This window comes from Micrococcus sp. UYEF5 (assembly GCF_040546065.1).
In the GTDB taxonomy this organism is placed as follows: domain Bacteria; phylum Actinomycetota; class Actinomycetes; order Actinomycetales; family Micrococcaceae; genus Micrococcus; species Micrococcus luteus.
In genome coordinates this window covers 20,617-35,150 of sequence record NZ_JBEPNB010000004.1, presented here as the reverse complement: position 1 = coordinate 35,150, position 14,534 = coordinate 20,617, and the positions used below count along the sequence as shown (strand labels likewise).

Sequence of the window (14,534 nt, the reverse complement as noted above, 5' to 3'; positions counted from 1 at the left end):
CATCTCCGGCACCTCGACGACGCCGGTTCCCGGATCGGCACGTCGGCCGGCGGGCGGGGCGGCCGGGTCCGGCCCCTGAACCCCTCAGGAGGGTCCGCCATGACCGACCAGACCACCCCGACCCCCGATGCCTGGGGCTTCTCCACCGCGCAGGTCCACGCGGGCGTCGCCGTCGGCCAGCACGCCTTCGGTGCGACCGCCCTGCCGATCTTCCAGACCACCTCGTACGACTTCCCGTCCGCCCAGGTGGCCGCGGACCGGTTCGCGCTCAAGGACCTCGACCCGCTCTACACCCGCATCGGCAACCCGACGCAGGGCCCGGTGGAGGAGAAGATCGCCGCGCTCGAGGGCGGTGTGGGCGCGCTGCTGCTGGCCTCCGGCCAGGCGGCGACGACGTTCGCGATCCTCAACCTCGCCGGCGCCGGCGACCACGTGGTCGCCTCGGCCAGCCTCTACGGCGGCACGCAGAACCTGTTCAAGCACACCCTCGCCAAGGTCGGCGTCGAGACGACGTTCGTGACCGACCCGGACGACCTCGAGTCCTGGCGCGCCGCCGTCCGGCCGAACACCACGGCGTTCTTCGGCGAGACCCTCGGCAACCCGCGCGGGGACGTCCTGGACGTGCGCGCCGTCGCCGACGCCGCCCACGAGGCCGGCGTGCCGCTGATCGTGGACAACACGCTGGCCACCCCGTACCTGCTGCGGCCGATCGAGCACGGCGCCGACGTCGTCACCCACTCCGCCACGAAGTACCTCGGCGGGCACGCCGCGGCCATCGCGGGCGTGATCGTCGACGCCGGCACGTTCGACTACGCGCAGCACGCCGAGCGGTACCCCGGCTTCAACGAGCCGGACGAGTCGTACCACGGCCTCGTCTACGCGCGGGACCTCGGGGTGGGCTCGCCGCTCGGCGCCAACCTGGCCTTCATCCTCAAGGCGCGCGTGCAACTGCTGCGCGACTACGGCTCGGCCATCTCCCCGTTCAACGCGTTCCTGGTGAACCTCGGCCTGGAGACCCTGTCCCTGCGCATGGAGCGGCAGGTGGCCAACGCGGCCGCGGTGGCGCGCTGGCTGGAGGGCCGCGACGACGTCGAGCACGTGGTCTACGCCGGCCTGGAGTCCAGCCCGTGGCACGAGCGCGCCCAGCGCTACCTGCCGAAGGGCGCGGGCGCGTTCGTCTCCTTCGAGATCGCGGGCGGCCGCGAGGCCGGGGCCGCGTTCGTGGACGGGCTCACCCTGCACCACCACGTGGCCAACATCGGCGACGTCCGCTCGCTCGTGGTGCACCCGGCCTCCACCACCCACTCCCAGCTCACCGACGACGAGCAGCGCGCCGCCGGCGTCACCCCCGGCCTGGTGCGGCTCTCGCTCGGCGTGGAGGACGTCGAGGACATCCTCGCCGACCTCGAGCGCGGCTTCGCGGCCGCCGCCCGCCGCGGCGCCGACGACGCGGGGGAGCGGGCATGACCGCCGTCGCCACGCGTCCGTCGCGCACCGCGCTGCCCCGCGGCGGCCGCCACCGCCTGCGGGTCGGCGAGCTGCGCACCGAGACCGGCGGGCTGCTGCCCGACGTCGAGCTGGCCTACGAGACCTGGGGCACCCTCGCCGCCGACGGCGCCAACGCCGTGCTCGTGCTGCACGCCCTCACCGGCGACGCGCACGTGGCCGCGCACGAGGAGGACCCGACGCCGGGCTGGTGGGACGCCCTCGTCGGCCCGGGCCGCGCCGTGGACACGGACCGGTGGTTCGTGGTCGCCCCCGCCATGATCGGCGGCTGCCACGGCTCCACCGGGCCCTCGACGCCCGCGCCCGACGGGCGGCCCTGGGGCTCCCGGTTCCCGTTCCTCACGCTGCGGGACGCGGTCGAGGCCGAGCGGCGCCTGGCCGACCACCTCGGGATCGGCGCCTGGCGTGCCGTGATCGGCGGATCGATGGGCGGGGCCCGCGCCCTCGAGTGGGCCGCGACCCACCCCGCGCGCGTCGCCGGGGTGGGCGTGCTGGCCGCCACCGCGGCCTCCTCCGCCGACCAGATCGCGTGGGGCCAGGCGCAGACCGCGGCCATCCGCCTCGACCCGGACTTCCAGGGCGGCGACTACTACCCCGGCCCCGGCCCCGTGGCCGGCCTGGGCATCGCCCGGCGCATCGCCCACACCACCTACCGCACGGCGGGCGAGCTCGGCCAGCGGTTCGGCCGGGAACCGCAGGGCATCGAGGACCCGTTCGGCGCCGTCGTCGGGGTGCCGGGCGGGCGCGGGCGCTACGCCGTGGAGTCCTACCTGGACCACCAGGCGGCCAAGCTCACCGACCGGTTCGACGCGAACTCCTACCTCGTGGTCACCGAGGCCCTCATGGGCCACGACGTCGGGCGCGGGCGCGGCGGCGTGGCGGCGGCGCTCGCGGACTACCGGGGCCGGGCGTTCGTGGCCGCCGTCGACTCGGACCGGCTCTACCTGCCGGCCGAGTCCGAGGCGCTCGCGGCGGCGCTGCCCGCGCGGCCGCCGGTGCACACGATCGCCTCGCCCATCGGCCACGACGGCTTCCTCACCGAATACGGCCAGGTGGCCGACACGCTCAAGCGCACCCTCGCCCTCTGAACTTTCGTTCGGGAAACGGCGGCGTGTCGCGGCACTGTCGTTCGGGAAACGGCCACCGGTCCCCGCCGGCCGGGCTCAGGGCTCGACGATGTCCAGCGGCTCGGTGTGGTCCGAGCCCTGCGGCATCGGCGCGCCGAAGAGCGGCTCGGGGACGGGGCGCTTGGCCGTGACGCCGTCGCCGGAGGAGACGCCGCGGAGGCGGCGGACCACCCACGGCGCCAGGTGCGTGCGCACCCATGCGGCGTCCGACGCGCGGGCCGCGCGCCACGTGCGCGGCGCCGGCGGGGAGAGGCGCAGGTGCTCGAGGCCGTGCTCCACGCCGAGGGTGTCCAGCACCATCGCGGCGATCGTGTGGTGGCCGAGCGCAGAGAAGTGCAGGCGGTCCTCGGCCCACATCTCCCGCCGGGCGAGGTCCTTGAGCGACCACATGTCCGGCACCAGCGCGTCGTGCCGCAGCGCGATGGTGCGCACGTTCTCGTTGTAGATCGCCACGGTGCCGCGGATGCGGCCGATGACGGGCGTGCCCTTCACGTCGGTCGCGTTGAACAGCAGCACGGTGGCGCCGTCGGAGGCCAGACGCTCGACGACGGCGTCCAACCGGACCGCGATCTCGTCCGGGTCCGCGCCGCGCAGGATGTCGTTGCCGCCTGCGCAGACGCTGATGAGGTCCGGCCGCAGGGCGAGCGCCGGCTCCACCTGGTCCTCGGCGATCTGGTCCAGCAGCTTCCCGCGGACCGCCAGGTTGGCGTAGGCCAGGTCCTCGCCGGGCGGCGTCAGGCGGGAGAGCTCCTCGGCCAGGCGGTCGGCCCAGCCGCGGTGGTAGCCGGGACGGTCCGGGTCCGGGTCGCCGATGCCCTCGGAGAACGAGTCCCCGATGGCGACGTAGCGGCGCCACGGATGGGCGGCGGGGTCGTCGACCGGGGTCGCGTCGGAGGCGTGCGGAGGCTGGGAGGAGGATGGGTTACCCACGGGTAGGATTCTGCCCGCATCGCGCGGGAGGGGTCAACCTCCGGGAGGGGCCGACCGCGCCGCTCGCTAGGCTGGCGGACGTGAACGCGAACCCCACCCCCGCCGTCGAGCCCGTCGTCCGCTGGTCCCGCCCCGAGGGCGAGCGCACCGAGGACCTGCTGATCGTCCTGCACGGCTACGGCGCGAACGAGGACGACCTGTTCGGCCTCGTCCCGCACCTGCCCGAGCACGTCACGGTGGCCGCCGTGCGCGCGCCCCTGCCCCTGCAGCCGGGCTCCCACGCCTGGTTCCCGCTCTCCCAGGACCCCGTCACGGGCGAGCTGGGCTCCACCGCCGAGCCGGTCCGCGAGGCCGTCGAGGCCCTGCACGCCTGGGTGCAGGCGGTGCGCGGGGACTTCCGCACCGTCTCCCTGCTCGGCTTCTCGCAGGGCATGGCGATGGCCACGTCGCTGCTGCGCCTGGACCCGGAGGCCTACGCGTGCACCGTGGCGCTGTCCGGCTTCGTGGTGGACCCGGAGCTGGACGAGCCGCGGCTGCGCGAGCTGTTCACCCGCGACGACGACGTCGCCCGCGTCCGACCGAAGGTCTTCTGGGGCCGCGGCCAGGAGGACCCGATCATCTCCGAGCCCCGGGTCGAGGAGACCCATGCCTGGCTGAACGCCCACGTGGACCTCATGAAGATCGTCTATGCCGGGCTCGGCCACGCGATCAACGAGCAGGAGCTGGGCCACGTGAAGGAGTACCTCGCCCACATGGTGCCGCCCCGCGGCTGACGCACCGGACACGCTCGACGACGGCGCCGCGGCCGCCCGACGGGGCGTCGGCTCAGGCCTGCCCGGCCTGGACGACGAACGCCTCGCCGGCGAACTCGACGACGTCCCCGTCGTGCAGCTGGGCGCCGCGGCGCGTCTCCACCGCGCCGTTGACGGTGACGAGCCCGTCGGTGACGACGTCGCGGGCCATGGCCCCGTCGTCCACGAGGGAGGCGAGCTTGAGCGCCTGGCCGAGGCGGATGGACTCGTCACGGATGGGCAGGGGCTGGGCGTCGGGTGCGTTCGTCTCGGTCATGGTGTCCATCATGGCCGGTAGGCTGGACGGGATCGACCGGCGCGCCGCGCCGGAACGGGCCCGCCGCGTCGAAGGCGGCCGGGTGCCGTCGTCGTCGTGATCCCCTCCCGCCCCGCCGATGAGTACGGAAGTGATGCCCCCATGGCTGCCAAGTCCCCGCTGGACAACGTCATCAACCTCGCCAAGCGCCGAGGCTTCGTGTTCCAGGCCGGTGAGATCTACGGCGGTTCGCGCTCCGCGTGGGACTACGGGCCCCTGGGCGTGGAGCTGAAGGAGAACATCAAGGCCGAGTGGTGGAAGACCTTCGTGCGCTCCCGTGAGGACATGGTGGGCCTGGACTCCTCCATCATCCTGCCGCGCGCGGTGTGGGAGGCCTCCGGCCACGTCGAGACCTTCACCGACCCGCTCGTGGAGTGCACCCAGTGCCACAGGCGCCACCGCCAGGACCACCTGCTCGAGGCGTTCGAGGCCAAGAAGGGCCGGCCGGCCGAGGGCATGGCCGAGATCGTGTGCCCGGACTGCGGCACCCAGGGCGCCTGGACCGAGCCGCAGCTGTTCTCGGGCCTGGTCAAGACCTACCTCGGCCCCGTGGACAACGAGGAGGGCCTGCACTACATGCGCCCGGAGACGGCGCAGGGCATCTTCGTGAACTTCCTCAACGTGCTGGGCGCGGCCCGGAAGAAGCCGCCGTTCGGCATCGGCCAGATCGGCAAGGCGTTCCGCAACGAGATCACCCCGGGCAACTTCATCTTCCGCACCCGCGAGTTCGAGCAGATGGAGATCGAGTACTTCGTGCCGCCGGCCGAGGCGAAGCAGCACTTCGACCGCTGGGTCGAGGACTGCTGGGACTGGTTCATCGACCTCGGCATCGACCCCGCGCACCTGCGCCGCCTCGACGTGCCCGCGGAGGACCGTGCGCACTATTCGGACGGCACCATCGACCTCGAGTACGACTTCGGCTTCACCGGCGGCGACGGCTGGGGCGAGCTGATGGGCATCGCGAACCGCACCGACTACGACCTGGGCCAGCACACGACGCACTCCGGCACGAAGATGCAGTACTTCGACCAGGCGAACAACGAGCACTACACCCCGTACGTGATCGAGCCGTCCTTCGGCCTGACCCGCGCCATGATGGCGTTCCTCGTGGACGCCTATGCCGAGGACGAGGCCCCGAACGCCAAGGGCGGCGTGGACGTGCGCACCGTGCTCAAGCTGGACCCGCGCCTGGCCCCGGTCAAGGCCGCCGTGCTCCCGCTGTCGAAGAAGCCCGAGCTGCAGCCGGCCACCCAGTCCCTCGCGGCGGAGCTGCGCACCCTCTGGAACATCGAGACGGACGACTCCGGCGCGATCGGCCGTCGCTACCGCCGCCAGGACGAGATCGGCACCCCGTTCTGCATCACCGTGGACTTCGACACCCTCGAGGACCAGGCCGTGACCATCCGCGAGCGGGACACCATGGCCCAGGAGCGCGTGGCGCTGTCCCAGGTGAAGTCCTACCTGCTGGAGCGCCTGGTCAAGTGAGCGGGGACGTGACGGGAGCGGCCGGGGCCGCGGGGCATGACGACGGCGGCGCGCTGTTCGACTCCGCCGCGGTCGCCGACGGGGAGATCGTGCTGCGTCCCTGGCGGCCCGGGGACGACCTGGCCCTGCTCGAGGTGTGGGGCGACCCGGCCAACGCGCAGCAGCACCAGGACCGGGCGATGCTCGCCGAGGACGCGGAACGGCCCTGGCGCCGCGCGCTCGTGGCCGAGGACGCCGGCGTGCCGGTGGCGGCCGGCGTCGTCTACGCCTCGTCCGTGCACCCGCGGCGGCTGTGGCTGTACGTCGAGACCGCGGCCGCCGAGCGGCGCCGGGGCATCGGCCGGGCGCTCGTGGCGGCCCTGCGGGGGCTCGCCGCGGAGGCGCATGCCGCCGGCACCATCCCGACGACGGCCCTGAAGGCCCGGTTCGCCAAGGACGCCCTGGTGCCCGGCGTGGCCGGCGCCGACCCGCAGACCGAGGCCGACGGTGCGACGGGCCGCCCGCCCGTGGACACGGAGGCCGTGCGGTCCCAGACCGCCGCACTGGCCGCCGGCACCGAGGCGTTCCTCGTGGCCCAGGGCTTCACCCCCGTGCAGCGCTCCCGCCGCGTCGCGATCGCCCCGGGGGCCATCGGCCTGCCGGATGTGCGCGGGGAGGAGCACCCGGACGGCGTGGTCCTCGAGGAGGCCTCGACCGGCTCCGTCGAGCTGACGCAGGCGGTCGCCGCGTTCTATGACGCCGTGCACGCGTGGGACCCGTCGACCCTGAGCGTCGGGGCCGCCCAGCAGCTGCTGCTGGGCCCGGCCACCGGGGCCGCGGGCGCCGTCGTGCTCCGCGACGCGCCGAAGGCCGAGGGCGGGCGCATCCGCGCGTTCGCGGTGTCCTACACCCCGGAGCGCCAGGACGCGCCGGCCGATGTGCTCGTGGGCTGGGATCCGGAGCTGGGGGAGGAGGACGCGCTGCAGGCCGTGGCCGACCTGCTCGCCCTGCTCGTGGCCCAGTACCCCGTGCAGATCGAGGTGGACGAGGCGATGGCCCCGCTGGAGCGGATCGTGGACGGGCTCATCGGCGGCAACGCGGCGCGGACGCTGGTGGACACGTACGTGTTCGTGGACGACGCGCCGGGCGCGTGAACCGGGCGGCCGCAGCGGACCGCCGGCGCACCCGCACCCTGCGGGGCACCGTCCTGGCGGTGGCCCTGCTCAACGGCGCCTACCTGGTGGTCGAGATCATCCTGGCCCTGGGGATCGGCTCGGTGGCCCTCGTGGCGGACTCCGTCGACTTCTTCGAGGACTTCGCCGTCAACCTGCTGATCTTCGTGGCGCTGGGGTGGACGGCGGCCCGGCAGGCGGTCATCGGCAAGGTCATGGCCGGGATCATCGTGCTGCCGGCCGTGGCGGCGCTCGTCATGGCGGCCACGAAGGTCGGGGAGCCCGAGCCGCCGGCCGCGGGCGTGCTGCTGGGGGTGGCCGTCGGCTCGATCCTCGTGAACCTCGTGTGCGTGGTCCTGCTGGCCCGCGTCCGCACCGACGGCGGCTCCCTCACCCGGGCGGCGTGGCTCGCGGCGCGCAACGACCTCGTGGCCGGCGCCGTGCTGATCGCCCTGTCCGGGATCACGGTGCTGACGGCGTCGGGCTGGGCGGATATCATCGTGGGCGTGCTGCTCGTGCTGCTCAACGGCTCCGCCGCCAAGGAGATCTGGGAGGCCGCGACCGAGGAGCACCTGGCGGCCCAGGCCCTCGCCGGCGAGGTCGACGACGACTGAGCGGTTCCTACGGGGCGGCGGGCAGCCGGGCGGCGAGCACCGCCCCGACGGCGGCCAGGCCCAGGAACACCGTCAGCGCCGGTGCAAGACCGACGGCGCCGGCCAGCGCCCCGACCGCCGGGCTGAGCCCGACCCCGGCCAGGCGCATGCACCAGCTCGTCACCGCCAGCCCGGTCTGCGGCCGGAGCCCGGGCGCCTCGTCGCCGAGCGCATAGGCCACGGGCACCACCACGGCGCAGCCCAGCCCCGCCAGCGCCAGCCCCGCGAACGCAGCAGGCACGGCCACCGGCCCCGGCAGCGGCGCCAGGGCCAGTCCCAGCCCCACGACGACGGCGCCCAGCCCCGCCGTCAGCGCCCCGCGGCGTCCCAGGGCGGCGAGGGTGCGGTCGCCCGCGAGGCGGCCGACGAACTGCGCGCCCAGCAGCGTCGACGCGCCGAGCACCGCCGCGGCCGGGTCCAGGCCGCGCTCGGTGATCAGGAACAGGGTGGCCCACGCGTTGCCGAACTCCTCCACACCGAACCCGGCCATCGCGATCACCACGGCGGGGACGAGCACGGCCACGGCGGCGCGGCGGGGGAGGGCTTGGGCGGCCGGGGCAGGCGGCGTGGACGTCTCCGACGGTGCGGGTGACTGATCCGCGGCGCCGCGGGCGGACGCCGAGTCCACGGGAGCCTCCGCCAGGAACAGGCGCCGGACCCCCAGCAGCACCGCGACGCACACGGCGCCGTTGAGCCCCAGGTGCAGGGCCGCGGGGCCGCCCACGGTGATGACCACCGCACCGAGCCCGGCACCGGCCGCCGCCCCGAGACTCCAGCCGGCGTGCATGGTCGTGAGCACGGGCCGGGCCAGCCGGGTCTGCACCTGCAGGCCCTGCGCGTTCTGGGCGGTGTCCACGACGGCATCGAGCACCCCCGAGGCCAGGACGAGGCCCGCGAAGACCCACAGCAGCCAGGCCGCGGCCGTGCCCGCACCGTGCTCGGCCCCCGCGCCCGCCCCGGCGATGTCGAGGACGAGACCGGCCGCCGTCGTGAGCAGGGCGATGGCCACGCTGCCGGCGAGCATGACGCGTCGGGCGCCGAACCGGCGCAGGATCGGGGCGGGCAGGGGCCCGGCGAGCGTGCCGCCCACGGCGAGCGCGATGACGAGCAGGCCGAACGCGGCCGGGTCCAGGCCGAACGCGGCCTTGGCCTCCGGGTAGTGCGGGATGAGCGCGCCGAGCAGGGCGCCGTTCGTCGCGAAGGCGGCGGTGACGGCCCAGCGCGCGCGACGGGCTCGGGTGAACCCGTCGGCGGCCGGAACGTGCGGCGCGGCCTGGCTCATGCATCCCAGCCGAGCAGGCGCCAGACCTCCGCCCAGCCGGCGAAGATCTTCGCGTTGTACTCGACCCCGAGCTGGTTGGGGTTGGCGAACAGGACCCAGTCGGCGGCGGCGACGGCGTCGTCGGCGGCGAGCTTCTCCGCGACCTCCTCGGCGGACCCGGCATAGGTCGGGCCGGAGCGGGCGGCGCCGCCCTCGAGCATGCCGGAGGAGTCGCGCGAGGCCCGCTCCCGGCCGAAGTACAGCTCGTCCTCCCGGTCCTGGATGACGAACGCGGAGCGCGTGACCGCCGTGCGGCCCGGACCGGCGTGGCCGGCCGCGGCGAAGGCCTCCCGGTAGCGCGCGATCTGGTCGGCCTGCTGGACGTGGAAGGGGCGGCCGTCGTCCTGCAGGAGCAGGGTGGAGGAGAGCATGTTGTAGCCGTCCGTGGCGGCGCCGGCCACCGAGCCCACGGAGCCGGACCCCCACCAGATGCGGTCCGCGAGCCCGGGGGAGTGCGGCTCGATCCGCAGCGGCTGCGAGCTGTGCGCCCAGCCGGAGGTGAGGTCCGGCGTCGCGATGCCCTCGCCGCGCACGGCCGAGAGGAACCGGCGTCCGCGCTCGCGGGTCACGTCGGCCCAGGTCTGCCCCTCGGCGAGGGCGTAGCCGAACTGCGCCTGGCCGTCGAGGGCGGCCTCGGGTGAGCCGCGGGAGACACCGAGCTCGAGCCGGCCGCCGGAGAGGAGGTCCGTGGTGCCCGCGGCCTCGGCCATGTACAGGGGGTTCTCATACCGCAGGTCGATCACGCCGGTGCCGAGGCTGATCCGCTCGGTGCGGGCGGCCATCGCGGCGAGGATCGGGAACGGCGAGGAGAACATCCGCTGGAAGTGGTGGACGCGCAGCCAGGCGCCGTCGAGCCCGGCGTCCTCGGCGGCCACGGCCATGGCGACGACGTCGTCCAGGGCCTGCCGCGCGTCCGGTTCGGTGCCGGGCCGGTGGATCCAGTGGCCGAAGTTGAGGAAGCCGAGGTGCTTGCGGGTCATGCCGGGTGCAACCGCGGGGCGGGCGGGGCTGTTCCCGGTGCTCGTCTGACCGCCGGCCGGCGACATCACCTGCGGGCAGACCCGCGGAGATGTCGCTGCGGAGCGGTCGATCGCCGCGGCGTCCGCCATACTGGCGGGCATGAGTGAGCAGTGGAGCGAGAAGGACATCGAGCTGGCGAACCGGCTCTTCGACATGGCGCGGGACGGGGACACGGTCCAGCTGAAGGCATACCTGGACGCCGGGGTGAGCACGCGCCTGCGCAACCACGCGGGCGACTCCTTCCTCACCCTCGCCGCCTATCACGAGCACCCGGACACGGTGGCGATGCTGATCGAGGCCGGCGCCGAGATCGAGCACGCCAACGATCGCGGCCAGCGCGCCCTGACCTGCGCCACGTTCAAACGGGATGTCGCCTCGATGCGGCATCTGCTCGCGGCCGGTGCGGACCCGGACGCGGGCACCCCCTCGGCGCGTCAGACCGCTCAGATGTTCGCCGGTGCTGACCTGCTGGCGGTGCTCGACGGCGGGGACGCGGCGCCGGCGTCGGAGGCCTGACCCGCCGGGAGGACGGTCTGCCCGTCCCGGCGGGGTGCCTCTGCGATCGCCTCCCAGCGGGCCTCGTCGTGGGGCACGGTGACGCGGGTGCCGGGCGGAATGGAAGAATGGGGTCCGACATGACTTCTTCCCACACCCTCCCCGCCGCGGCGGTGACCGACGCCGACGACGTCGCGCACTACGCCAAGTCCGCCGGCGCCGGTCGACGCATCACCGACGACGATCAGCTCCACGAGGCCCGCCACCCCGCCCCGACGACGGACCGCCTGGCCCTGCCCCCGCTGCGGCTGGGGCCGCTGACCATCGACGTCCCCGTGGTGCTCGCCCCGATGGCCGGCATCACCAACACGGCGTTCCGCCGCCTGTGCCGCGAGTACGGTGGCGGCCTCTACGTCAACGAGATGGTCACGGCCCGCGCGCTGGTCGAGCGGAAGCCCGAGTCGATGCGGATCATCCAGCACGACCCGGACGAGGTGCCCCGCTCCGTGCAGCTCTACTCCGTGGACCCGGTCACCACCGGCGCGGCGGTGCGGATGCTGGTCGAGGAGGACCGCTGCGACCACATCGACATGAACTTCGGCTGCCCCGTGCCCAAGGTGACCCGGCGCGGCGGCGGCTCCGCCCTGCCGTGGAAGGCGGAGCTGTTCGCCTCCATCGTCAAGGCGGCCGTGACCGAGGCGGCCAAGAAGGACATCCCGGTGACCGTGAAGATGCGCCGCGGCATCGACGAGGACCACCTGACCTTCCTCGACGCCGGCCGCACGGCCCGCGACCTCGGCGTCGCCGCCGTCGCCCTCCACGGCCGCACCACCCGCCAGTTCTACTCGGGCACCGCCGTGTGGGACGACATCGCCCGGCTGCGCGAGGCCCTGCCGGACATCCCCGTGCTCGGCAACGGCGACATCTGGTCCGCGGAGGACGCCATCGCGATGGTCGAGCAGACCGGCGCGGACGGCGTCGTGATCGGCCGCGGCTGCCAGGGAAGGCCCTGGCTGTTCGGGGACCTGCAGGCCGCGTTCGAGGGCCGCCAGGACCGGTTCCAGCCGACCCTGGGCATGGTCGCGGACACGCTGTACCGCCACGCCGAGCTGCTCGTGGACACCTTCGGCGGCGACGAGACGAAGGCGCTGCGGGACATCCGCAAGCACGTGGCGTGGTACTTAAAGGGCTACCCCGTGGGCTCGGAGATCCGCACCGCGCTGTCCACCGTCCCGGACCTCGCCACGATGCGCGAGATCCTCGCCCGCGTGGACCGGGACCAGCCCTACCCGGGCGAGGCCGCCGAGGGCCCCCGCGGCCGGGCCGGCGCCCCCAAGCGCCCGCACCTGCCGGACGGCTGGCTGGACTCCCGCGAGCTCAACGCCGAGCAGCAGGCCATGATCCAGGCCGCCGAGCTGGACGTCTCCGGTGGCTGAGCCCACGCCGCCGGAGCCCGCCGCCGGAACGCCCGCCGCGCCGTCGTCGCCCTGGACCGGCGCCGCCCACCAGCCGGTGCTGTTCGGCCCGGAAGGCCGGCCCCCGTATGCCGGCCGCGCCGTGCAGACCCCCGGCTACACGCCGTGGGACCGGGAGCGGTGGCTGCCCGAGCCGCCCAAGTCCTCGTACCGCTCGGACTTCGAGCGGGATCGTGCCCGCGTGCTGCACTCCGCGGGCCTGCGCCGGCTGGGGGCCAAGACCCAGGTGGTCGCCCCGGACGCGGACGACTTCGCCCGCACCCGCCTGACGCACTCGCTCGAGGTGGCGCAGGTGGGGCGTGAGCTCGGCCGGTCGCTGGGCTGCGACCCCGACCTCGTGGACACCGCCTGCCTGTCCCACGACCTCGGCCACCCGCCCTTCGGGCACAACGGGGAGAAGGCGCTCGACGCGCTCAGCGAGGACGTCGGCGGCTTCGAGGGCAACGCCCAGACCCTGCGCCTGCTGGCCCGCCTCGAGCAGAAGAAGCTCTTCGCGGACGGCTCCTCCGCGGGCCTGAACCTCACGCGCGCCGCCCTCGACGCCGCATGCAAGTACCCGTGGACCCGTGAGGACGCCCCGCTGCGCCCCGACGGCACGCGCTCGCGCAAGTTCGGCGTCTACGAGGACGACCTGCCCGTGTTCCGCTGGTTCCGCGCCGGGGTGCCCGGCACGCGCACGTCCATGGAGGCCCAGGTCATGGACCTCGCGGACGACATCTCCTACTCCGTGCACGACGTCGAGGACGGCGTGGTCAACGCCGTGTTCCAGCTCAAGTGGCTGGCCATCCCGGAGCACCGGGAGCGCGTCGTGGAGACCACCCGCCAGTGGTACCTGCCGCACACGGACCCGGCCGAGGTCGACGCGGCCCTGGCCCGCCTCGAGGCCACCGACGTGTGGGTCTCCGAGATGGACGGCTCCCGGCGGGCGCTGGCGGCGATGAAGGACATGACGAGCCAGCTGATCGGCCGGTTCTGCAGCGCCGCCTTCGACGCCACGCGCCAGGTGTTCGGCAACGAGCCGCTGACCCGCCACGGGGCCGACGTCGTGGTGCCCGAGGAGACGGAGACCGAGATCGCCGTGATGAAGGGCATCGCGGCGGCCTACGTGATGACCGCGGAGCAGCGCCAGCCGCTCTACGCGCGGCAGCGCGAGGTGCTCGCGGAGCTCGTGACGCTGCTCGACGCGACGGGGGACCGGTACCTCGAGCCGATGTTCGCGTTCGACTGGGCGCAGGCCCCCGACGACGCAGCCCGGCGGCGCGTGGTGATCGACCAGATCGCCTCGCTCACCGATTCGACCGCCGTCGAGTGGCATCACACCCTGGTGCAGGGCGCGGAGTTCCGGCGCGTCTGGCTCTGACCGGCGGGTCCAGCAGCGCGGGAAGCACCGCGCCGGCGGGACCCCGCAGGACGTGCGTGACCGCGCCGCTCAGCTCGGTCTCCACCGGATTCACCTCGACGACGGCGGCCCCGGCCCCCAGCGCCACGAACGGCAGGGACGCCGCCGGCTGGACGATGCCCGAGGTGCCGACGACGACGCACAGGTCGCAGTCCTCGAGCGCGGCGAACGCCCGGTCCCAGGGCTCGGCCGGCAGCATCTCCCCGAACCACACGATCCCCGGGCGGATCAGCCCGTCCCCGCACACGGTGCAGGCCGGCGGTGCCTCGCGGAGCATCGCCTCGAGGTCGGCCTCGGAGCCGGCCGTCGCCTCGTCCGCGGGCGCGCCCGGGTCGACGTCGGCGGGGGCCCAGCATTCGGCGCAGCGGTGCTCGAACAGGGAGCCGTGCAGGTGTGCGAGGACCCGGGCGCCGGCGCGCTCGTGCAGGTCGTCCACGTTCTGGGTGACCACCTCCAGACCGGGTGTGCGGCGCTGCCAGGCGGCGACGGCGTCGTGCCCCGGGTTGGGTCGGCGGGCTCGCACCATCCGGGCACGCCACCGGTACCAGGACCACACAAGCGCGGGATCGGCGAGGAACGCCTCCTCCGTGGCGAGCTCCTCCGCGGAGAATCGCTCCCACAGGCCGGTCCGGGCGTCGCGGAACGTGGGGATGCCGGACTCGGCGCTCATCCCCGCCCCGGAGAGCACCACGGGACGCTCGGCGGCGGCCACGAGCGCGCGGACGGCGTCCAGCGCGTCAGGGTCGAGGTCGGGGGCGGAGGCGGCGAGGACGGGGTGCGGATCGGCCATGTCCCCAGCCTAGGCAGGCCGCACGGGTGGTCGCCTCCCCTTGTTCGGGGGCGGTTTGCGGCGTTATTCCGTCGG

14 protein-coding genes are annotated in these 14,534 nt (G+C 74.5%); 9 read left to right on the top strand and 5 right to left on the bottom strand.

Features of this window, described 5'->3' with window-relative positions; all coding sequences use genetic code 11:
• The first annotated feature begins 99 nt into the window (after window positions 1–99).
• Together ABIB16_RS05325 and metX are read left to right on the top strand one after the other, a co-directional pair.
• Window positions 100–1,467: a bifunctional o-acetylhomoserine/o-acetylserine sulfhydrylase gene (locus tag ABIB16_RS05325; RefSeq protein ID WP_354436095.1), complete on the top strand. Its 1,368-nt coding sequence runs from the start codon at window positions 100–102 to the stop codon at window positions 1,465–1,467.
• On the top strand, window positions 1,464–2,594 hold the full coding sequence (gene metX / locus ABIB16_RS05320) for a homoserine O-acetyltransferase MetX (RefSeq protein WP_041103534.1): 1,131 nt from the start codon (window positions 1,464–1,466) through the stop codon (window positions 2,592–2,594). Before ABIB16_RS05325 ends, metX begins: the two co-directional genes overlap by 4 nt.
• 75 nt (window positions 2,595–2,669) lie before the next feature.
• Here metX and ABIB16_RS05315 read toward each other — a convergent pair whose 3' ends face one another.
• Complete coding sequence (locus tag ABIB16_RS05315; protein WP_041103533.1) at window positions 2,670–3,563, bottom strand: SGNH/GDSL hydrolase family protein; 894 nt, start codon at window positions 3,561–3,563, stop codon at window positions 2,670–2,672.
• A gap of 80 nt (window positions 3,564–3,643) precedes the next feature.
• Between ABIB16_RS05315 and ABIB16_RS05310 the strand changes: the two genes are divergently transcribed.
• A complete protein-coding gene (locus ABIB16_RS05310; protein WP_069941721.1) occupies window positions 3,644–4,336 on the top strand; it encodes an alpha/beta hydrolase in 693 nt (230 codons plus the stop codon).
• A 52-nt stretch (window positions 4,337–4,388) separates the two neighbouring features.
• Here the strand turns inward: ABIB16_RS05310 and ABIB16_RS05305 are convergent, their stop codons facing one another.
• The gene (locus ABIB16_RS05305; RefSeq protein ID WP_041103532.1) at window positions 4,389–4,631 is read right to left on the bottom strand and encodes an RNA-binding S4 domain-containing protein; all 243 of its coding nucleotides are present in this window, start codon (window positions 4,629–4,631) and stop codon (window positions 4,389–4,391) included.
• 141 nt (window positions 4,632–4,772) lie between these two features.
• Between ABIB16_RS05305 and ABIB16_RS05300 the strand changes: the two genes are divergently transcribed.
• The 3 genes from ABIB16_RS05300 to ABIB16_RS05290 are packed head-to-tail and all read left to right on the top strand — an operon-like array spanning window position 4,773 to window position 7,920.
• On the top strand, window positions 4,773–6,155 hold the full coding sequence (locus ABIB16_RS05300; protein WP_041103531.1) for a glycine--tRNA ligase: 1,383 nt from the start codon (window positions 4,773–4,775) through the stop codon (window positions 6,153–6,155).
• On the top strand, window positions 6,152–7,288 hold the full coding sequence (locus ABIB16_RS05295; RefSeq protein WP_041103530.1) for a GNAT family N-acetyltransferase: 1,137 nt from the start codon (window positions 6,152–6,154) through the stop codon (window positions 7,286–7,288). The genes ABIB16_RS05300 and ABIB16_RS05295 overlap by 4 nt, the downstream gene beginning before the upstream one ends.
• Window positions 7,285–7,920: a cation efflux transmembrane domain-containing protein gene (locus ABIB16_RS05290; protein WP_354436094.1), complete on the top strand. Its 636-nt coding sequence runs from the start codon at window positions 7,285–7,287 to the stop codon at window positions 7,918–7,920. Before ABIB16_RS05295 ends, ABIB16_RS05290 begins: the two co-directional genes overlap by 4 nt.
• A gap of 7 nt (window positions 7,921–7,927) precedes the next feature.
• Here the strand turns inward: ABIB16_RS05290 and ABIB16_RS05285 are convergent, their stop codons facing one another.
• A complete protein-coding gene (locus tag ABIB16_RS05285; RefSeq protein ID WP_354436093.1) occupies window positions 7,928–9,241 on the bottom strand; it encodes an MFS transporter in 1,314 nt (437 codons plus the stop codon).
• Window positions 9,238–10,260 carry an LLM class flavin-dependent oxidoreductase gene (locus tag ABIB16_RS05280; protein ID WP_354436092.1) on the bottom strand — a complete coding sequence of 341 codons (1,023 nt, stop codon included), beginning with the start codon at window positions 10,258–10,260 and terminating at the stop codon, window positions 9,238–9,240. Before ABIB16_RS05280 ends, ABIB16_RS05285 begins: the two co-directional genes overlap by 4 nt.
• Before the next feature lie 139 nt (window positions 10,261–10,399).
• Here ABIB16_RS05280 and ABIB16_RS05275 point away from each other — a divergent pair, with 139 nt between their 5' ends.
• From ABIB16_RS05275 to ABIB16_RS05265, 3 genes are all read left to right on the top strand, one after another.
• Window positions 10,400–10,816, top strand: coding sequence for an ankyrin repeat domain-containing protein (locus tag ABIB16_RS05275; RefSeq protein ID WP_170748003.1), 417 nt, complete (start codon window positions 10,400–10,402; stop codon window positions 10,814–10,816).
• A gap of 119 nt (window positions 10,817–10,935) precedes the next feature.
• A complete protein-coding gene (gene dusB / locus ABIB16_RS05270; protein WP_354436091.1) occupies window positions 10,936–12,231 on the top strand; it encodes a tRNA dihydrouridine synthase DusB in 1,296 nt (431 codons plus the stop codon).
• Window positions 12,224–13,630 carry a deoxyguanosinetriphosphate triphosphohydrolase gene (locus ABIB16_RS05265; RefSeq protein WP_082067624.1) on the top strand — a complete coding sequence of 469 codons (1,407 nt, stop codon included), beginning with the start codon at window positions 12,224–12,226 and terminating at the stop codon, window positions 13,628–13,630. Before dusB ends, ABIB16_RS05265 begins: the two co-directional genes overlap by 8 nt.
• On the opposite strand, the gene ABIB16_RS05260 is transcribed toward ABIB16_RS05265, so the two are convergent.
• Window positions 13,557–14,459, bottom strand: a complete 903-nt coding sequence (locus ABIB16_RS05260) for an NAD-dependent deacylase (protein WP_060973407.1) — start codon at window positions 14,457–14,459, stop codon at window positions 13,557–13,559. The two genes, ABIB16_RS05265 and ABIB16_RS05260, sit on opposite strands and share 74 nt — an antisense overlap.
• Window positions 14,460–14,534 lie beyond the last annotated feature (75 nt).